The following is a 17,679-nucleotide window of genomic DNA, read 5'->3' on the forward strand; positions in this document are numbered from 1 at the left end:
CGCTCAAAACCAGGTACTTACCGCGTCCACCACACAGTACCCATCGTCCACCACGGGTAGCCAGCGCCATTTGTCAAACGTGGTGCAGGGGTGCGAGATGCCGCTGGCCACGGTGTCGCCCAGCCGGGGCCACTCGGCTTCGGGCGCGGCCGGATCGTAGCGCAGGTAGGCGTGCTGGTCGTTCAGGGCGTCTATGTGCCAGTGGCTCGGCACCGGCTGCGTTGCCCCTCCCCGGCCGTTCGAGCGCCACACCGGCTGGGGCAGATCGAGGTCGTAAGACACATCGCGCTTGCCCATGCCCAGCAGCGCCAGGCCGGGCTCGGGCTGGCTCTGCACGCAGGCCAGCACTTCCAGCGCGGGCTTCAGCGTTTCCCGCAGGTTCAGCCGCTCGCCCACACAGCACAGGTAGCGCGTGTAGCGCTGGTGGTCGTGCGTGAGGTAACAGCCTGAGCGCAGCACGCCGCGCACCGGGCGGCCCAGCTGGGGCGTGAGCCGTTCGGCCACCAGGTCAAAAATGGCAGAGCCCCCGGCACTGAGAATGATTTCTTCGTGAGCGAACCACCCCTGCGCAATGGCTTCTCGCACAATCGCGTCCACCCGGTCCATGAGGTGCTGCACGGTGGCGCGGTCTTTGGCGTGGTCGCAGGCGGCGGTGGTGCCTTCGTAGCATTCAATGCCGGCCAGCTGCAGCGCCGGGCTGGCATGGATGCGCCGTGCGATTTGGCGCGCCTCTTCTGCGGTTCGGCAGCCGGTGCGCTGGCCGGTCATGCCCAATTCCAGCAGCACCTCCAACCGCTCGTTGAAACCACGGGCCGCAGCCCAGGCTTCAATGGCATCCACCTGCCCGAGCGAGTCCACCAGAAACAGCGAGCGTAGCGCGGGCCGCTCGGCATGCAGCAGTGCCAGCGCGTCCAGCTCGGCAGGCTGGATCACCTGGTTGGCGATCAGTACCACTGGTACACCGTGGCGCGCGCCCACTGCCGCCTGGAAAACGGTGGCGAAGCTGATGCCCCAGGCGCCCGCGTCCAGCTGCATCTGCCACAGCTCGGGCGACATGCTGGCTTTGCCGTGCGGCGCGATGGACAGGCCGCGCTGCACACAGAAATTGCGCATCCAGTGCAGGTTGTGCTGCAACGCGCTCTGCTTGAGCACGGCCAGCGGCAAAGCCAGGTCGCCGCGCAACAACTGCCAACCTTGCTGGGTGATCTGTTCACGCCATAGTGGCGCCTGGCCCGCAGGGAAGCCCTTGAGATGGGGACCGAAGGTGAGCGCGGCGGGCATGGCGCTTCAGTTGCGTTTCTTGCGCGCCTGCGCCCGCCGCACCTGGCGGCTTTGCCCGGCCAGCTGCTGCTGAGCCTGCCAGGCAGCACGCCGGGCGCGAAAGCGTGTACCGAGGGCTCGGGCCACGATAAAAGCCAGCACACCACTGGCCACGATGATGAACAGGGCGGTCGTATCCATGCCCTTACTCCACCCGCGTGATGCGGTTGGGCTTGAAGCCCAGGTCGGCCGCCTTGCCTTTGCGGCCACGGGCGGCGCGGGCGTTGTTGAGGCTGCGAATTTCCAGCGTTTCGTCGCGCTCCTTGCCGCCGCGGCCGATGCCTTCGATCTTGACGCTGCGGGTATAAGCCGCCGCTCCGGCCAAGGTGTCTTTGGCGTCCAGGTCGATCAGCATCAGACCGCGTCCACCTTTTTCCATCGCCTTGAGTTCGGCCATTTCAAAGGTGAGGATGCGCCCGCCGGTGGAGGCGCAGGCCACGTGTGTGGCGGGCAACAGCGGCTGACCGCCCGAGGTGTGGGCGGCGTGCGATGGCGCGCAAATGGTTTCACCCTCGCCCACGCTGATGAAGGCCTTGCCGGCTTTCTGGCGCGACACCAGGTTGTCCACCGTGGCCAAAAACCCGTAACCACCGGTGCTGGCCAGCAGCAGCGTGGCGTTGGCCGGGCCGGCAAAGTAGTGCAGTGGCTGGGTGCCGCTTTCCAGCTCAATGAGCGTAGTGATGGGCTGGCCGTCGCCCCGGGCGCCGGGCAAGCTGGCCACGGGCACGCTGTACACGCGGCCGTTGCTGCCAAACACGATCAGCGCGTCCACTGTGCGGCACTCGAAGGTGCCGTACAGGCCGTCGCCGGCCTTGAAGGCGAAGCTGCCGGCCTCGTGCCCGTGGCCGGTGCGTGCGCGCACCCAGCCTTTGCTGGAAATGACCACCGTGACCGGCTCGTCCACCACCTTGATCTCGGCCACGGCCTTTTTCTCGGCCTGAATCAGCGTGCGGCGCGGGTCGGCAAAGGTTTTGGCGTCGGCCTCGATCTCTTTCACCATCAGGCGCTTCAAGCTGCCGGGGTTGCCCAAAATGTCTTCCAGCTTGCCTTGCTCTTCGCGCAGCGTGCTCAGTTCTTGCTCAATCTTGATGGCTTCGAGCCGCGCGAGCTGGCGCAGGCGAATTTCCAGAATGTCTTCGGCCTGGCGGTCGCTCAGTTTGAAGCGTTCGATCAGCGCGGCCTTGGGTTCGTCGCTCTGGCGGATGATGGCAATCACCTCATCGATGTTGAGCAACACCAACTGCCGGCCCTCCAAAATGTGGATGCGGTCGAGCACCTTGTTGAGCCGGTGCTGCGTGCGGCGCGTAATGGTGGTCTGGCGGAATTCAATCCATTCGCTCAACATGAGCCGCAGGCTCTTTTGCGTGGGGCGGCCGTCCAGCCCGATCATGGTCAGGTTGATGGGCGACGAGCTTTCCAGGCTGGTGTGCGCCAGCAGCGCGGTAATGAGCTCTTGCTGCTCGATGCGGCTGCTCTTGGGCTCAAACACCAGGCGCACCGGCGCGTCTTTGCTCGATTCGTCGCGCACCCCGTCCAGCACCATGAGCAGGCTGGCTTTGAGCTGTGTCTGGTCCTGGCTCAGTGCTTTTTTGCCGGCCTTCACCTTGGGGTTGGTGATTTCTTCGATCTCTTCCAACACGCGCTGGGTGCTCACACCAGGTGGCAGCTCGTTCACCACCAGCTGCCACTGGCCGCGGGCCAGGTCTTCAATCTTCCAGCGCGCGCGCACCTTGAGACTGCCACGGCCAGTGCGGTAAGCGTCGGCAATGTCGCCAGCGGGGCTGATGATCTGGCCGCCACCGGGGTAGTCGGGCCCGGGAACAATAGCCAGCAATTCGTCTTCGGTGAGCTTCGGGTTTTTGATCAGCGCCACGCAGGCGTCGGCCACTTCGCGCAGGTTGTGGCTGGGGATTTCGGTGGCCAGGCCCACCGCAATGCCGCTGGCGCCGTTGAGCAGGTTGAACGGCAGGCGCGCCGGGAGCTGCTTTGGTTCTTGAAACGAGCCATCGTAGGTGGGGACAAAGTCCACCGTGCCTTCGTCGATCTCGTCGAGCAGCAGGCCGGTGATCTTGGCCAGCCGCGCCTCGGTGTAGCGCATGGCGGCCGCGCCGTCGCCGTCGCGGCTACCGAAGTTGCCCTGGCCGTCGATCAGCGGGTAGCGCTGGCTGAAGTCTTGCGCCATGCGCACCAGCGCGTCATAGGCCGCGCTGTCGCCGTGCGGGTGGTATTTGCCCAGCACGTCGCCCACCACGCGGGCGCTCTTGACCGGCTTGGCCGCCGTGTTGTTGTTGGGGCCGCTGAACCCCAGACCCATACGGTCCATGGCGTACAGAATGCGGCGCTGCACCGGCTTCTGGCCGTCGCACACGTCGGGCAGCGCGCGGCCCTTGACGACGGACAGCGCGTACTCCAGGTAAGCGCGCTGGGCGTAAGTGGCCAGGTTGTCTTCGCCGGGCAGATCCGCCGGTGCGAGATCAAGTTGGGTGATGTCGTTCATGTGGGTTCAGGCATTCGTGCAAACAATTGGCGCACCAGAAGGGCTTTTCGGGAACATCGCGGAACCGGCTTTGCCGGGACGCAGAGGTTGCCCCCTTGAGGGTGTGAAGCGAAGCGGCGCGGGGGTGGTCCAACCCTAAATATCGATTTCCACCGAGTCGCCGTGCAGTTCCATGAGTTCACGGCGCGAAGCGGCTTCGCCCTTGCCCATGAGCTTGGTGATGAGCGCTTCGGTGGCGGCGAAGTCCATGGCCCCGAGGTTGACCTGCATCAGGCGACGGGTGTCGGGATTGAGCGTGGTGTCCCAGAGCTGCTCGGCGTTCATTTCGCCCAGGCCTTTGAAGCGGCTGATCTGGCACTTGTCGCGGTTCACGCCGTCTTTTTCGGCTTTGTCCAGGATGGCGTGCAGCTCGCCGTCGTCCAACGCATATTGCTTGAGCGCTGGCTTCTTGCCGCGTGCTGGCACGTCCACCCGGAACAGCGGCGGGCGCGCCACGTACACATGGCCGGCTTCGATGAGCTTGGGGAAATGGCGGAAGAACAATGTCAGCAACAGCACCTGGATGTGCGAGCCGTCCACGTCGGCGTCGCTCAAGATGCAGACCTTGCCGTAGCGCAGGCCGCTCATGTCGGGCGTGTCCAGCGGACCGTGGGGGTCGACGCCGATGGCCACCGAAATATCGTGAATTTCGTTATTGGCAAACAGGCGGTCGCGCTCCACCTCCCAGGTGTTCAGCACCTTGCCGCGCAGCGGCAGAATAGCTTGGCTTTCTTTGTTGCGGCCCATTTTGGCGCTACCGCCAGCCGAATCGCCCTCCACCAGAAACACTTCGTTCTGCGCCAGGTCTTTGCTTTCGCAGTCGGTCAACTTGCCGGGCAACACCGCCACGCCGGAACCCTTGCGTTTTTCCACTTTCTGGCCGGCCTTCTGGCGAAACTGTGCGGCCTTGATGGCGAGTTCGGCCAGCTTCTTGCCGTAGTCCACGTGCTGGTTGAGCCACAGCTCCAACGCCGGGCGCACAAAACTGCCCACCAGGCGCACCGCGTCGCGGGAGTTCAGGCGCTCCTTGATCTGGCCCTGGAACTGCGGGTCGAGCACCTTGGCGCTCAGCACATAGCTGGCACGGGCAAACACGTCTTCGGGCAGGAGCTTCACACCTTTGGGCAGCAGGGCGTGCATCTCGATGAAAGCCTTCACCGCCTGGAAAAGGCCGTCGCGCAGGCCACTTTCGTGCGTACCACCAGCGCTGGTGGGGATCAGGTTCACGTAGCTTTCGCGCACCGGCTGGCCGTCTTCGGTGAAGGCCACGCACCAGTTGGCGCCCTCGCCTTCGGCAAAGCTGTCGTGGGCACTGTCGGCAAAACCTTCGCCCTCAAACAGCGGAATGACAGGTTCTCCGTGCAGGGTTTGCTGCAAATAGTCGCGCAGGCCGCCCTTGTAGAGCCACACCTGCGTGTCTTTGGTTTTCTCGTTCACCAGCGTCACCGTCACGCCAGGCATCAGCACCGCTTTGCTACGCAACAGATGTGTGAGCTCGTTCATGGGCAGCGCAGCCGACTCGAAGTATTTCGAGTCGGGCCAGGCGCGCACCGTGGTGCCCAGCTTGCGGTCGCCCTCGCCCCTGGGCGCGATCACGAGTTGCTCGATCACGTCTCCCGCCGAAAAAGCCAACCGCGCCACCTGGCCTTCGCGGTAACTCGTCACTTCCAGCCGGGTCGACAGCGCGTTGGTCACACTCACGCCCACGCCGTGCAAGCCGCCAGAGAAGCTGTAAGCACCGCCGCTGCCTTTGTCGAACTTGCCGCCCGCGTGCAGCCGGGTGAACACCAGCTCCACCACCGGCGCTTTTTCGTCCGGGTGCAGGCCAAACGGGATGCCACGGCCGTCGTCTTCCACGCTCACCGAGCCGTCGGCGTGCAGCGTGACCTTGATCTTTTTGCCATGGCCGGCCAGCGCTTCGTCGGCCGCGTTGTCCAGCACTTCTTGAATGATGTGCAGCGGGTTGTCGGTGCGGGTGTACATGCCCGGGCGCTGCTTGACCGGCTCCAGTCCCTTGAGGACACGGATCGAACCTTCGGAATAAGCGTCACTGGCAGCGACGGACTTGGGGGCGGCGGGTTTCTCTGTCATGCGCGGCATTGTAGTGCGCGCGCCGTCATTTCACTGTATACAACCACAGCTAACACACCGACTGGATGGCCTGCGCGTGACCGGCTTCGCACAGGTGCCAGCGCGGCTGGGGCAAATTCGCTACATTCTCCGCATGTCCATTGCCCCATCCAACCCTTCTGGCTCCCAGCCCACCCCGGGCCCCGCTGGCCTGTCCACCCTGCAAGTGCTGGCCTGCGGCGCCCTCATCGTCACGCTGTCCATGGGCATTCGCCACGGTTTTGGCCTGTGGCTGCAACCCGTGACCCAGTCTCAGGGCTGGACGCGCGAAACCTTCGCCTTTGCACTGGCGGTGCAAAACCTGTCGTGGGGCGTGTTCGGCATTTTTGCCGGCATGGCCGCCGACCGCTTCGGCGCCTTCAAGGTGCTCGTGGTGGGCGCTGCGCTGTATGCGCTGGGCCTCTTGGGCATGGCCATGTCCACCAGTTCGGTGGGCTTTGCGCTCACGGCCGGCATTTTGATTGGCGCGGCGCAAGCTGGCACCACCTACGCGGTCATTTACGGCGTGATCGGGCGGCAGATACCGGCCGAAAAACGCTCCTGGGCCATGGGTGTGGCTGCCGCAGCGGGCTCTTTCGGGCAGTTTCTCATGGTGCCGGTGGAAGGCTGGCTCATCAGCTCCTTTGGCTGGCAAGAGGCCTTGCTGGTGCTGGGTGCGGCAGTATTGCTGATCATGCCGCTGGCCTGGGGCTTGCGAGAGCCGGGTTTTGCGGGCGGCACCATGCCCAAGCGGGAGCAGTCCATCTTGCAGGCGCTGCGCGAGGCTTTCAAATACCGCAGCTTCCAGCTGCTCATGGCGGGCTATTTCGTTTGCGGCTTCCAGGTGGTGTTCATTGGCGTGCACATGCCCAGCTACCTGAAGGACAACGGGCTTTCGCCCCAGGTGGCGAGCTACGCGCTGGCGCTCATTGGCCTGTTCAACGTGATTGGCACCTACGCCGCCGGCGCGCTGGGACAGCGCATGCCCAAGCGTTACATCCTGGCGTTCATTTACCTGGCACGTGCGGTAGCCATCAGCATCTTCCTGATCGTGCCGCTGTCGCCCGCCAGCGTGTATGTGTTCTCAGCCGTCATGGGCGTGCTGTGGCTGTCCACCGTGCCACCCACCAACGCGGTAGTGGCCCAAATTTTTGGCGTGGCGCATTTGTCCATGCTGGGCGGATTTGTGTTTTTCAGCCACCAAATTGGCAGCTTCATGGGCGTGTGGCTGGGTGGTGTGCTGTACGACCGCACCGGCAGCTACAACATCGTCTGGTACATCTCGATTGCGCTGGGCGTGTTTGCTGCGCTGATCAACCTGCCGGTGCGGGAGTCTCCTATCGTGCGCGGGCCACAGCGGGTGGGAGCGGCGGCGTGAAAACCAAAGGCTGGAACAGCCTTTGGGCCAAAGCCACCCTCTGGGCAGGCATCGGTGTGGCGCTGCTGGGCACCCTGGCGCTCTACAACCAGCCCGGCTTTTTGTTGAACCTTGCCGACCAGCTCTGGAGCTGCTTCTGATGCCCACCACACCTACCCCTTTGGCGGGCACCCCCGTGCTGCATGGCAATGAACCCCCGTCTACCTGGGTGCGCCGCTGGACCCACCTGATTCCCTCCGGTGGCAGCGTGCTGGACGTGGCCTGCGGCCATGGCCGCCACCTGCGCTGGTTGGCCGAGCGGGGCCACACCGTGACGGGCGTGGACCGCTCAGCCGAGGCCATCGCCGCCGTGGCGCCGCTGGGGCGTGCCGTGCTGGCCGACATTGAAAACGGCCCCTGGCCGTTGGATGGTGAAACCTTTGATGCCGTGGTGGTGACAAACTACCTGTGGCGTCCGCTGCTGGCGCAAATTGTGGCCAGCGTGGCGCCGGGCGGCGTACTGCTGTACGAGACCTTTGCCAGTGGCCATGAGACCGTGGGCCGGCCGGCTCGGCCCGACTTTCTGCTGCAGCCAGGCGAACTGCTGCAGACCTGCAGCGGGCTGCGGGTGGTGGCCTATGAGGATGGCTTTTGCAGCACACCCGAACGCTTCGTCCAGCGCATCGCGGCGGTGCGCGAACCCAGGGGCGCCGGGGGCCAGCCAGCGCGTCATCTGCTCGACATCCCTGAGTAGAATGCAAGATTCCGTGCCCATCGCGGGCCGGCCCGTCCTGACGCTGGGTCAGGGTGCATTTTTTCGAGCCTGAAGCTTATGAAAACCATCACCGGCAGCATCGTGGCCCTGGTCACGCCCCTGTTAGAAGACGGCAGCGTGGACTACCCCACCCTGCGCAAACTGATCGACTGGCACATTGCCGAGGGCACCGACTGCATCGGCGTGGTTGGCACCACCGGCGAGTCGCCCACCGTGACGGTGGAAGAACACTGCGAGATCATCCGCGTATCGGTGGAACAGGCCGCCAAACGCGTGCCCATCATGGCCGGCTGCGGCGCCAACTCCACCGCTGAAGCCATTGAACTGGCCCGGTTTGCCCAAAAAGTGGGCGCCGACTGCCAACTGCAGGTCGTGCCCTACTACAACAAGCCCACGCAAGAGGGCCAGTACCAGCACTTCAAAGCCATCGCCGAAGCCACCGGCGACCTGCCCATCGTGCTGTACAACGTGCCTGGTCGCAGCGTGGCCGACATGTCGGTTGAAACCGCTTTGCGGTTGGCGCAGGTGCCCGGCGTGGTCGGCATCAAGGAAGCCACCGGCAATATTGAACGAGCGCAATGGCTCATCCGGGAAGCACCTGAAGGCTTTGCCATTTATTCGGGCGACGACCCCACCGCCGTGGCCCTAATGCTGTGCGGCGGCCAGGGCAATGTGAGCGTGACTGCCAACATTGCACCTCGCCTGATGCACGAACTGTGTGTGGCCGCCATCGCAGGCGACGTTAAACGCGCCATGGACATCCAGTTCCGCCTGATGCCGGTGCACAAAAACCTGTTCGTGGAAGCCAACCCGATTCCGCTCAAGTGGGCCATGGCCCGCATGGGCCTGTGCAACGAGACCATGCGTCTGCCGCTCACCCCCATGTCGCGCGCGCTGGTGCCTGTGGTCGAAAACGCCCTGCAAGACAGCGGGCTGATCGCCTGAATCCGCCGCCTGCTGCGGCCGCCAACCTGCCTCCACACCCTCTTCTCTCACCGAGCGCCCCAACATGCCCACTCCCGCACCGTTTGACACAGCATCCCGCCTGGCCACCCCGGTTCACACCGGCGCGCGTCTGGCCCGCCTGAGCCTGCTGGCCGCAGCGGCCATGCTGGCCACGGGCTGCTCCATCTTGCAAGAAGACAAGATCGACTACAAAAGCGCCGAGCGAGGCTCCAAGCTGGACGTGCCACCCGACCTGACCCAGCTCAGCCGCGATTCGCGCTACAACGTGCCGGGCTCCGTGGTTACCGCCAGCGGCTACCAGACCGCACAGCCCGCCCAGGCTTCCAGCAGCACCACAGCCGTCAACACCGTGGGCGACGTGCGCATTGAACGCGCCGGCAACCAGCGCTGGCTGGTGATTGACCGCCCTGCCGACAAGCTCTGGAGCCCGGTGAAAGACTTCTGGCAAGAAAACGGCTTTCTACTCGAACTCGACCAGGAAAACCTCGGCATCATGGAAACCGACTGGGCCGAAAACCGCGCCAAGCTGCCGCAAGACATCATTCGCCGCACCATTGGCCGCGTATTTGAAAACCTGTATTCCACCGGCGAGCGCGACAAGTTCCGCACGCGCCTGGAACGCAACACCGCAGGCGCCACCGAGATCTACATCAGCCACCGCGGCATGATTGAGGTGTATTCCAGCACGCAAAAAGACCAGACGGTGTGGCAACCCCGCCCGGCTGACAGCGAACTCGAAACCGAGTTTTTGCGTCGCCTGATGGTCAAGCTCGGCGTGAGTGAAGCCCAGGCCAAAGCAGCCGCAGAAACCGCACCAGCCCAGGCAGTGGCGCGGGTGACCACGGTCAACAATGTGCCCGTGGTACAGCTGGACGATGGTTTTGATCGGGCCTGGCGCCGGGTGGGTCTGTCGCTGGACCGCACGGGCTTCACCGTGGAAGACCGCGACCGCACGCAAGGCATGTACTTTGTGCGCTACGTGCCAACGCTCGCCACCGATGCGCCCAAGCCCGGTTTCTTTGGCCGCCTGTTTGGCGGCTCAGCGGCAGAGGCCACGCCGGCAAAATACCGTGTGGCGGTGCGCAGCAGCGGCCAAAGCACCGCCGTCTCGGTACTCGACGCACAGGGCCAGCCCGACGGCTCGGCCAATGCACAAAACATCCTGCAACTGCTGGCCAGCGACTTGAAATAAGACACAGACGGGGCTGCCGAATGCCGCCCCTGAGCGCACGCAGCCTTTGCAGAGGGCTGTGCGCCAGACGCAAAAAAGCCGCCCAAGGGCGGCTTTTTTGCGACCGGGCACGAGGCCCGGATGCAGCGATTACTGTGCAGGCTTGGCAGCGGCTTTGGCGGCTTCGGCAGCAGCGTCAACAGCGGCTTTGGCAGCATCGGCAGCGTCAGCAGCGGCACCAGCAGCAGCTTCCACAGCACCAGCAACGGTGGGGGTAGCAGCAGCGTCGGTTGCAGCAGGAGCTGCATCGGCAGGAGCAGCAGCAGGAGCGGCTTCCACAGGTGCTGGTGCAGCAGCAGGTGCTGGTGCCTCAACAGGTGCTTCTTCTTTTTTGCCGCAGGCGGTCAGGGCAACGGCAGCCAACAGGCTAGCGATCAGGAGGGTCTTTTTCATGAGAAATTCCAATGGATGTGTACAAAACGAAGCAAAACACTTGAATCGACCAAAAAAAAACCCGAACGCTTATTCGAGTTAGATCGATTCAGCCTGACGCCCATTTGTGAATGTGTGTCCCGGCTGGGAGCGAATGATACGCTCGAAAAATCAACCGTATTAACCCTGATCAAGTTTTTCTTTTGGTCACGGATTGACGTTGTTAATATACAACAAACGGGCAATTGACTACAAACCCAAGGTGCTTGGCGGCAGTGAAGGGCTGCCTTTTTGCCACCAATGATCCAGCCGTTCCGCCAGCGCCACATGGCGTCGTGCATCGCGTCTCGCCACCATGACACCACGGCTGGCATCGATACGTTCCAGCGTCCAGCCAGGTGACCAGATGGCACTGGGCAGATCCCCTGCCACTGCGCTGGTACAGGCCCGCACCTCGATCAAGTGAGCCCACGTCACCCGCCACTGCACAAAGCGTGGGTGTTGCAAGCGCAATGGTCCGAAGTCTTGGCCCATCACGTGCAGCACCCGCCCCCGCCTGGCCCAGGCTTGCAGTGAGGCCACAGCAGCCCGTTCGCCCAAAGGCCAGTCAGAAAAGTCGGGGTCGCACAGCACCAGACGCGGCCATCCCTCGGCGGCCGCCGTGGCCAGGGCCAGGCGCACCAGGTCGCCAAACAGTTGCCGTCCTTGCAGCCGCCCCTCGGGCAAGGGCTGCAGGGCGGGGGACGCATCGGACGGGCTAAAAGCGTCTGTGCTCATGGCGATCTCCTGGTGTGCTGACGCCAATACCCTTCAGGCTTTCGGGCCAGCGTGCAGCCAGCCGGCTTCAAACCAGTCTTGCAGCAAGGCACGCGCGTCTGTGCTGGCGCGCTGCACCTGTGCAGCGCTGAGGCAGCGCTCGTCGGCCAGCGCACGCATCAGCCGGGCATCGGCCCCGCCAGCACGCAGGCTTTCGCCGTTGATGAACACGTGGCGCTGGTCATACATCATGCGGGTGCGCCGGTCCAGCTGCATTGCACCGGGCGCCCAGTTGGTTTCGGGCTCTTCAAACCACACCCGCGGCTTGGGCTCGGTCATCACCTCGCCCAGCGCGCAAGCCAGCGACTGGCGCTCGGCCAGCAGGCGCTGCAGCGCATCCACCGCAAACGCTTCCAGCGCGGGTGGCATGGCCGCCGGCGTGGCCGTGGCGGGCTGGCTGGGGTCGCGGTAGAGCGTGGCATCTTCAAAATCGTCGGCCATGCGCTGCAACAGTTCACCCGCCAGTCCACCGCGCTGCGGCACACGAAAGCCCACCGAATAGGTCATGCAGTCATCACCCACGGCCACGCCGTCGTGGGCCCAACGCGGCGGCAGGTACAGCATGTCACCGGGGTTGAGCAAGTGCTCCTCTTCGGGCTCAAAGTTGCTCAAAATTTTGAGCGGCATGCCCTCTTCCAGCGTCAAATCTTTTTGACGGCCAATGCGCCAGTGGCGCTGGCCACTGGCCTGGAGCAAGAATACATCGTAGCTGTCGAAATGCGGCCCGACCCCGCCGCCATCGCTGGCCCAGGAGATCATGAGGTCGTCCAGCCGAGCGTCGGGCACAAAGCGAAAGCGTTGCAGCAGTTCGTGCGCAGCGTTCACATGCAGATCAACGCCCTGCACCAGTAGCGTCCAGCGGGGTTGCTTGATGGGTGGCAAGGCGGTCCGTGCCAAGGGGCCTTGCTTGAGGGTCCAGCCTTTGGATTGGTGCACGATCAGCCGCGATTCGACCGCCTCGTCAGCTGCCATGGCAAACAGCTGCTGGCGACTGAGAAAAGGCTTGAAGCCTGGCAAGGCATTGCGAATCAGCAGTGGTTTTTTTTGCCAATGGCGGCGCATGAACTGCGCGGGAGACAGGCCGCCCAGCAGCTCGCTGGGTGCGTCGGGTTGGGGGTGAGCGGGCGCCACAGGGGCGCTGGCCAGGCTGGAGGGGTTGGCTTTGAACATGGGACAATTGTCCAATGAAAAGCCCTATGACCATCACCGAACAATGCGTTGTGTCCCTGACCTGGACGCTTAAAGACACGCTTGGCGAAGAACTGGATGTGCTCGACGAGCCAATCGAGTTCTTTGTCGGCGGCAACGACCTGCTGGCCAAGATTGAGGAAGCCCTGCAAGGCCACGAGGCCGGCGACACGGTGGACCTGCACCTGGAACCGCAAGACGCCTTTGGCGAGTACGACGACAAGCTGCTGTTTCTGGAGCCGCGTCACCTGTTTCCCACCGAACTCGAAGAAGGCATGGGCTTTGAAGGCCTGCCCACCGGCTGCAACCCCAACGCACCACAAGACCGCCTGTACTTCGTGAGCGACATTTACCCCGAACATGTGGTGCTCGACGCCAACCACCCGCTGGCGGGCATTGCTCTGCGCATCTCGATGAAGGTGCACGCGGTGCGTGAAGCCGAGGAAAACGAAGTCGGCGCAGGCTCACTCGGCACCGGCTTCTTCAGCATGCAGGTGACCCCGACACCCATGGTGAACGCACCCGACGACGACACACCCACGCTGCACTAAAGCCACGTCGGTTCAAGGCAGCGACACAACGACAAGGGGCTCCAAACGGAGCCCCTTGTCGTTGCAGCCGGCACGCTCAAGAGCGACCGGTTGAGCCGTAGCCCCCTGCCCCGCGTTCGCTGGCGGCGGTGAATTCGGACACCACGTTGAAACGGGCCTGGACCACCGGGACGATGACCATTTGCGCGATGCGCTCCATGGGCTCGATGGTGAAGGCCACGTCGCTGCGGTTCCAGGCGCTCACCATCAGCTGCCCCTGGTAGTCGCTGTCGATCAGGCCCACCAGATTGCCCAGCACAATGCCATGCTTGTGACCGAGCCCGGAGCGCGGCAGGATCATGGCGGCAAAACCCGGGTCGGCCAGGTGAATGGCCAGCCCTGTGGGCACCAGTTGCCAGGCGTTGGGCGCCAGCGTCAAAGGTGCGTCCAGGCAGGCCCGCAAGTCCAAGCCGGCACTGCCGGTGGTGGCGTAGGCCGGGAGCTGGTCCGCCATGCGCGGGTCCAGCACTTTCACGTCGATCTGCATCTGGAAGCTTCCGCCACTCATTCGGCTTTTTTCATCGCATCTTCGAGCGCCTTGGCAGGGTCAACTTCGCGCTCCTCCTCCGCGACAGGCTCAGACGCCTCGTCGCCAAGTTCGCCACCACCGCTCATGTCGGGCTCATCCTCATCGTCGGCCTGCAGGTCTTGCATGTTGTTCAACATGTCTCTCACAGCAGCGTCGTCCACCACGACAGCCTTGTCCAGGTTGCCGGTCACGATGCCCGGGTTGAACAGGATCACCGCCACCATGATGACCTGCAACACGATGAAGGCGATAGAACCTTTGTAGATCTGGGCGGTGGTCACCGCCTTGATGCGCTTGCCGGTGACCACGTCGTCGTAGTCGTTGCGCGCCGCGACGCTGCGCAGGTAGAACAGCGCAAAGCCAAACGGCGGCGTGAGGAACGACGTCTGCAAATTCATGGCCAAGATGATGCCGAACCAGATCAGATCGATACCAAGTTTGTCAGCCACGGGCGCCAGCAACGGCACCACGATGAACGCAATCTCGAAGAAGTCGATGAACATACCCAGGATGAACACCATGAAGTTCACGACGATCAGGAAACCGAGCTGGCCACCAGGCAGTTTGTCAAACAGGTGCTCGACCCAGATATGGCCGTCGGCCGCGTTGAACGTGAAGCTGAAAACGGTGGAGCCGATCAGGATGAACATCACGAAGATGGCCAACTTGGTGCTGTTTTCCAGCGCCTGCTGAAGCAGTTTGAACGACAGCGTGCGCCGCGCGCCAGCCATGATCAGCGCGCCAATGGCGCCCATCGCACCCCCTTCGGTGGGTGTTGCCACGCCCAGAAAAATGGTACCGAGCACCAGGAAAATCAACACCAGCGGCGGTATCAGCACAAAGGTGACACGCTCGGTCAGGCGAGACAACAAACCGAGCCCGAACAAACGGTTGAGCAGCGCCAGCCCCAGGGCCAGAAACGCACCGATGGCGGTGGACAGAATGAATACTTCGTCACCAGGCGCGGCGTTTTCGCGTCCCAGCCAGGGGTTCATGATGGACTCGTGCGCCTGTGACCACAGCACGCTGGCGATGGCACAGACCACCAGAAGAGCCAACAGAGACAGGTGACCGCTAGACCCGTTGGGCTCGTTGTATATGCGCGCCTCAGGTGGCAGAGCAGGCACCCAGCTGGGCTTGACCAAGGCCACCACCACAATGAACAGCAGGTACAGGCCCACCAGCATCAGGCCAGGAACCAGGGCACCTGCGTACATGTCGCCCACCGAGCGGCCGAGTTGGTCGGCCAGCACGATCAACACCAGAGATGGCGGTAGTGCCTGAGCCAGCGTGCCCGACGCGGTGATGGTGCCGGTGGCAATGGTGCGGTTGTAGCCGTAGCGCAGCATGATGGGCATGGCAATCAGGCCCATGGAAATTACAGACGCCGCAACCACACCGGTGGTGGCCGCCAGCAGCGCGCCGACCAGCACCACCGCAATACCGACGCCGCCGCGCAGCGGGCCAAACACCTGCCCGACGGTTTCCAGCAGGTCTTCGGCCATGCGGCTGCGCTCCAGCACGATGCCCATGAGCGTGAAGAAGGGAATGGCCAGCAGCGTGTCGTTCTGCATGATGCCGAACACCCGCAGCGGGAGCGCCTGGAACAGGTTGGACGGAAACAGGCCCAGCTCCATACCGATCAGGCCAAAGAACAGCCCAGTGGCGGCCAGTGAGAAAGCGACCGGGAAACCGATCAGCAAAAACGCCAGCAACCCGACGAACATCACCGGGACAAAGTTGGCGGACAAAAATTCAACCATGGTGATGTCCGATCAGTGCTTGTTGGCCGAAGCGAGAGACGCTTCGAGCTTGTGTTTTTCTGCGTCGGCAATTTCCTTGGCCAGCAGTTCGGTCTCGCTGGGCCCCGTGTGGCTCAGCGGGTCGGGGCCATGCCCCGTCAAGAAGGCAAGGCGTTTGACCAACTCACTCAAGCCTTGCAGCAGCAGCAAGGCGAAACCCAGGGGGATGAAGAGGTATACCGGCCAGCGAATCAGTCCACCAGAGTTGGACGACATCTCACCCGAGGTCCAGGCATTCACAAACAGCGGCCAACCTTCAATGATCATGAGGTAGCACAAAGGGAACAAAAAAATGACGATGCCGCCGACGTCGATCCAGTTGCGCGTGCGGGCGCTGAACTTGGTGGAAATGAAGTCGATGCGCACATGGGCGTTGCGCAAAAATGCGTAACCACCGCCCAGCATGAACACCGCAGCAAACAGGTACCACTGAATTTCCAGCCAGGCGTTGGAGCTGGTGCCGACGGTTTTGCGAATGATTGCATTGCCCGCGCTGATCAGGGTGGCGGCGAGGATCAGCCACATGGCCAGCTTGCCAATAAGGTCGCTGAGGCCATCGACCAGGCGTGAGAGTTTGAGCAGAAGAGGCATGAAATTTCCCCAAAGGGATACCGGTTAGGGTGGGCAGACAGCGCGCAAGTCTATCGAAACAGGCGGGCCGTCACGGCGGCTTTCTTGGCGAATGTGGCCGGACACCAAGCCACCCTGGGCAGGATGGCTTGGTGTCCGATCAAAAAACCCCGCATAGGCGGGGTTTTTGTCGGACTTTGGAACCGATTACAGCTTGGCCGACTGCATGTAGCGGTCAAACTGGGCTTCGGTGAAGCGGAACCAGAGGTTTTGCTCTTTGCGGAACGCCGAGTAGTCGGTGTAGATTTTTTTCCAGTTGGGGTTGCTCGCGCTCAACTCGGCATACAGAGCCATCGACTCCTTGTAGGCGGCGTCCATCACCACTTTGGGGAACGGCAGCAGCTTGGCACCACCCGCTACCAAACGCTTCAGAGCGGCTGGGTTGCGGGCGTCGTACATGGCTTGCATGGTCGTGTGTGCGTGCGATGCTGCGCACTCGACGATGGCCTTGTTCTCGGTGGACAAGGCGTTGAACGCGGCCTTGTTGATGTAGAAATCGAGCTGTGCGCCGCCTTCCCACCAGCCAGGGTAGTAGTAGTTCTTGGCCACTTTTTGGAAGCCAAGTTTTTCATCGTCGTACGGTCCGATCCACTCGGTCGCATCGATGGTGCCTTTTTCCAGGGCCTGGTAAATTTCGCCGCCGGGAATGTTTTGAGGCACAGCGCCCATGCGGGTCATGACCTTACCGGCAAAACCACCCACGCGCATTTTCAGGCCCTTGATATCGGCCAGCGTTTTCACTTCTTTGCGGAACCAGCCACCCATCTGGGCGCCGGTGTTGCCACCTGGGAAGTTCACGATGTTGTATTGGTTGTAGAACTCACGGAACAGCTTCAGTCCGTTGCCGTCGTAGTACCAAGCGGTCAGCTGGCGGCTGTTCAGACCAAACGGAATGGCCGTGCCGAGTGCAAACGTGTCGTCTTTGCCGAAATAGTAGTAAGGCGCGGTGTGGCCGGCCTCCACAGTACCGGCCTGAACTGCGTCCACCACACCGAAAGCAGGCACCAGTTCGCCGGGCGCATGCACCGTAATGGAAAACTTGCCGCCCGACATTTCGTTCACCTTCTTGGCAAACACGTCGGCCGCGCCGTGGATGGTGTCCAGTGCTTTCGGGAAGCTGGAGGTCAGGCGCCAGCGAATGGCGGCTTGCGCGTGCACGGCGGGTGCTGCGCCTGCGGCAAGCACGCCGGCAATGCCTGCGTGCTTGATGATGGAACGACGATCCATAGTGGTAACTCCGAGGTTGTTGGTTGCTAACTGGCTTGCACGGATGCACAGGCCATTGACGTTAAAGCCGAACACATTTTAAGAGCGGCGCTGCTCGCATTGTCGGGGGTTTTCCCTTTGCGGATGCCCGAAATCAGTGGTTTTTTCGCAGCGTATTTCATGCACGCCAGCGATATGAAATTTGGCTCACACAACACGTGAAATAACTTCAATTCACGAACTACAGGCGCA

Annotated in this window: 17 protein-coding genes; 6 read left to right on the forward strand and 11 right to left on the reverse strand. The window is 62.8% G+C overall.

Going from position 1 to position 17,679, the window contains the following annotated elements; translation table 11 throughout:
• Positions 1-3 precede the first annotated feature (3 nt).
• The 4 genes from ACTG4K_RS14800 to ACTG4K_RS14815 form a co-directional block, all read right to left on the reverse strand.
• The gene (locus ACTG4K_RS14800) at positions 4-1,281 is read right to left on the reverse strand and encodes an amino acid deaminase (RefSeq protein WP_439114979.1); all 1,278 of its coding nucleotides are present in this window, start codon (positions 1,279-1,281) and stop codon (positions 4-6) included.
• A gap of 6 nt (positions 1,282-1,287) precedes the next feature.
• Positions 1,288-1,461 (reverse strand): hypothetical protein, encoded by a 174-nt coding sequence (locus tag ACTG4K_RS14805; RefSeq protein WP_439114980.1) that lies wholly within the window; start codon positions 1,459-1,461, stop codon positions 1,288-1,290.
• Positions 1,462-1,465: 4 nt separating this feature from the next.
• Positions 1,466-3,817 (reverse strand): DNA topoisomerase IV subunit A, encoded by a 2,352-nt coding sequence (gene parC / locus ACTG4K_RS14810; protein WP_439114981.1) that lies wholly within the window; start codon positions 3,815-3,817, stop codon positions 1,466-1,468.
• A 135-nt stretch (positions 3,818-3,952) separates the two neighbouring features.
• Complete coding sequence (locus tag ACTG4K_RS14815) at positions 3,953-5,947, reverse strand: DNA topoisomerase IV subunit B (RefSeq protein ID WP_439114982.1); 1,995 nt, start codon at positions 5,945-5,947, stop codon at positions 3,953-3,955.
• A gap of 133 nt (positions 5,948-6,080) precedes the next feature.
• Between ACTG4K_RS14815 and ACTG4K_RS14820 the strand changes: the two genes are divergently transcribed.
• The 5 genes from ACTG4K_RS14820 to bamC all read left to right on the forward strand — a co-directional run bounded on the left by ACTG4K_RS14820 (position 6,081) and on the right by bamC (position 10,255).
• Positions 6,081-7,343: an MFS transporter gene (locus tag ACTG4K_RS14820; protein WP_439114983.1), complete on the forward strand. Its 1,263-nt coding sequence runs from the start codon at positions 6,081-6,083 to the stop codon at positions 7,341-7,343.
• Positions 7,340-7,483: a hypothetical protein gene (locus ACTG4K_RS14825; RefSeq protein ID WP_439114984.1), complete on the forward strand. Its 144-nt coding sequence runs from the start codon at positions 7,340-7,342 to the stop codon at positions 7,481-7,483. The genes ACTG4K_RS14820 and ACTG4K_RS14825 overlap by 4 nt, the downstream gene beginning before the upstream one ends.
• Positions 7,483-8,076, forward strand: a complete 594-nt coding sequence (locus ACTG4K_RS14830) for a class I SAM-dependent methyltransferase (RefSeq protein ID WP_439114985.1) — start codon at positions 7,483-7,485, stop codon at positions 8,074-8,076. The genes ACTG4K_RS14825 and ACTG4K_RS14830 overlap by 1 nt, the downstream gene beginning before the upstream one ends.
• A gap of 78 nt (positions 8,077-8,154) precedes the next feature.
• Positions 8,155-9,042 (forward strand): 4-hydroxy-tetrahydrodipicolinate synthase, encoded by an 888-nt coding sequence (gene dapA, locus ACTG4K_RS14835; protein WP_439114986.1) that lies wholly within the window; start codon positions 8,155-8,157, stop codon positions 9,040-9,042.
• 163 nt (positions 9,043-9,205) lie between these two features.
• Complete coding sequence (bamC, locus tag ACTG4K_RS14840) at positions 9,206-10,255, forward strand: outer membrane protein assembly factor BamC (RefSeq protein WP_439115114.1); 1,050 nt, start codon at positions 9,206-9,208, stop codon at positions 10,253-10,255.
• A gap of 129 nt (positions 10,256-10,384) precedes the next feature.
• Here the strand turns inward: bamC and ACTG4K_RS14845 are convergent, their stop codons facing one another.
• The 3 genes from ACTG4K_RS14845 to ACTG4K_RS14855 all read right to left on the reverse strand — a co-directional run bounded on the left by ACTG4K_RS14845 (position 10,385) and on the right by ACTG4K_RS14855 (position 12,544).
• Positions 10,385-10,687, reverse strand: a complete 303-nt coding sequence (locus ACTG4K_RS14845; RefSeq protein ID WP_439114987.1) for a hypothetical protein — start codon at positions 10,685-10,687, stop codon at positions 10,385-10,387.
• Between the two features lie 228 nt (positions 10,688-10,915).
• Positions 10,916-11,443, reverse strand: coding sequence for a hypothetical protein (locus ACTG4K_RS14850; RefSeq protein ID WP_439114988.1), 528 nt, complete (start codon positions 11,441-11,443; stop codon positions 10,916-10,918).
• A gap of 33 nt (positions 11,444-11,476) precedes the next feature.
• Complete coding sequence (locus ACTG4K_RS14855; protein WP_439115115.1) at positions 11,477-12,544, reverse strand: JmjC domain-containing protein; 1,068 nt, start codon at positions 12,542-12,544, stop codon at positions 11,477-11,479.
• Positions 12,545-12,678: 134 nt separating this feature from the next.
• Here ACTG4K_RS14855 and ACTG4K_RS14860 point away from each other — a divergent pair, with 134 nt between their 5' ends.
• Positions 12,679-13,221 carry an FKBP-type peptidyl-prolyl cis-trans isomerase gene (locus tag ACTG4K_RS14860; RefSeq protein WP_439114989.1) on the forward strand — a complete coding sequence of 181 codons (543 nt, stop codon included), beginning with the start codon at positions 12,679-12,681 and terminating at the stop codon, positions 13,219-13,221.
• Between the two features lie 76 nt (positions 13,222-13,297).
• On the opposite strand, the gene dut is transcribed toward ACTG4K_RS14860, so the two are convergent.
• The 4 genes from dut to ACTG4K_RS14880 all read right to left on the reverse strand — a co-directional run bounded on the left by dut (position 13,298) and on the right by ACTG4K_RS14880 (position 17,448).
• The gene (gene dut, locus ACTG4K_RS14865) at positions 13,298-13,747 is read right to left on the reverse strand and encodes a dUTP diphosphatase (protein ID WP_439115116.1); all 450 of its coding nucleotides are present in this window, start codon (positions 13,745-13,747) and stop codon (positions 13,298-13,300) included.
• A gap of 17 nt (positions 13,748-13,764) precedes the next feature.
• Positions 13,765-15,552 carry a TRAP transporter large permease gene (locus ACTG4K_RS14870; protein ID WP_439114990.1) on the reverse strand — a complete coding sequence of 596 codons (1,788 nt, stop codon included), beginning with the start codon at positions 15,550-15,552 and terminating at the stop codon, positions 13,765-13,767.
• A 12-nt stretch (positions 15,553-15,564) separates the two neighbouring features.
• Positions 15,565-16,182: a TRAP transporter small permease subunit gene (locus ACTG4K_RS14875; protein WP_439114991.1), complete on the reverse strand. Its 618-nt coding sequence runs from the start codon at positions 16,180-16,182 to the stop codon at positions 15,565-15,567.
• Between the two features lie 186 nt (positions 16,183-16,368).
• Positions 16,369-17,448: a TRAP transporter substrate-binding protein gene (locus ACTG4K_RS14880; RefSeq protein ID WP_439114992.1), complete on the reverse strand. Its 1,080-nt coding sequence runs from the start codon at positions 17,446-17,448 to the stop codon at positions 16,369-16,371.
• Positions 17,449-17,679 lie beyond the last annotated feature (231 nt).

This window comes from Hydrogenophaga sp. (assembly GCF_965657535.1).
Lineage (GTDB): Bacteria > Pseudomonadota > Gammaproteobacteria > Burkholderiales > Burkholderiaceae_C > Hydrogenophaga.

Bases quoted from the DNA above. Each gene is read 5' to 3' on its own strand.
- ACTG4K_RS14875 (WP_439114991.1), bottom strand. From the start codon at position 16,182: ATGCCTCTTCTGCTCAAACTCTCACGCCTGGTCGATGGCCTCAGCGAC.
- ACTG4K_RS14815 (WP_439114982.1), bottom strand. From the start codon at position 5,947: ATGACAGAGAAACCCGCCGCCCCCAAGTCCGTCGCTGCCAGTGACGCT.
- ACTG4K_RS14820 (WP_439114983.1), top strand. From the start codon at position 6,081: ATGTCCATTGCCCCATCCAACCCTTCTGGCTCCCAGCCCACCCCGGGC.
- ACTG4K_RS14805 (WP_439114980.1), bottom strand. From the start codon at position 1,461: ATGGATACGACCGCCCTGTTCATCATCGTGGCCAGTGGTGTGCTGGCT.
- ACTG4K_RS14855 (WP_439115115.1), bottom strand. From the start codon at position 12,544: ATGCGCCGCCATTGGCAAAAAAAACCACTGCTGATTCGCAATGCCTTG.
- ACTG4K_RS14860 (WP_439114989.1), top strand. From the start codon at position 12,679: ATGACCATCACCGAACAATGCGTTGTGTCCCTGACCTGGACGCTTAAA.
- ACTG4K_RS14870 (WP_439114990.1), bottom strand. From the start codon at position 15,552: ATGGTTGAATTTTTGTCCGCCAACTTTGTCCCGGTGATGTTCGTCGGG.
- bamC (WP_439115114.1), top strand. From the start codon at position 9,206: ATGCTGGCCACGGGCTGCTCCATCTTGCAAGAAGACAAGATCGACTAC.
- ACTG4K_RS14800 (WP_439114979.1), bottom strand. From the start codon at position 1,281: ATGCCCGCCGCGCTCACCTTCGGTCCCCATCTCAAGGGCTTCCCTGCG.
- ACTG4K_RS14845 (WP_439114987.1), bottom strand. From the start codon at position 10,687: ATGAAAAAGACCCTCCTGATCGCTAGCCTGTTGGCTGCCGTTGCCCTG.
- ACTG4K_RS14850 (WP_439114988.1), bottom strand. From the start codon at position 11,443: ATGAGCACAGACGCTTTTAGCCCGTCCGATGCGTCCCCCGCCCTGCAG.
- dapA (WP_439114986.1), top strand. From the start codon at position 8,155: ATGAAAACCATCACCGGCAGCATCGTGGCCCTGGTCACGCCCCTGTTA.
- parC (WP_439114981.1), bottom strand. From the start codon at position 3,817: ATGAACGACATCACCCAACTTGATCTCGCACCGGCGGATCTGCCCGGC.
- dut (WP_439115116.1), bottom strand. From the start codon at position 13,747: ATGCAGATCGACGTGAAAGTGCTGGACCCGCGCATGGCGGACCAGCTC.
- ACTG4K_RS14880 (WP_439114992.1), bottom strand. From the start codon at position 17,448: ATGGATCGTCGTTCCATCATCAAGCACGCAGGCATTGCCGGCGTGCTT.
- ACTG4K_RS14830 (WP_439114985.1), top strand. From the start codon at position 7,483: ATGCCCACCACACCTACCCCTTTGGCGGGCACCCCCGTGCTGCATGGC.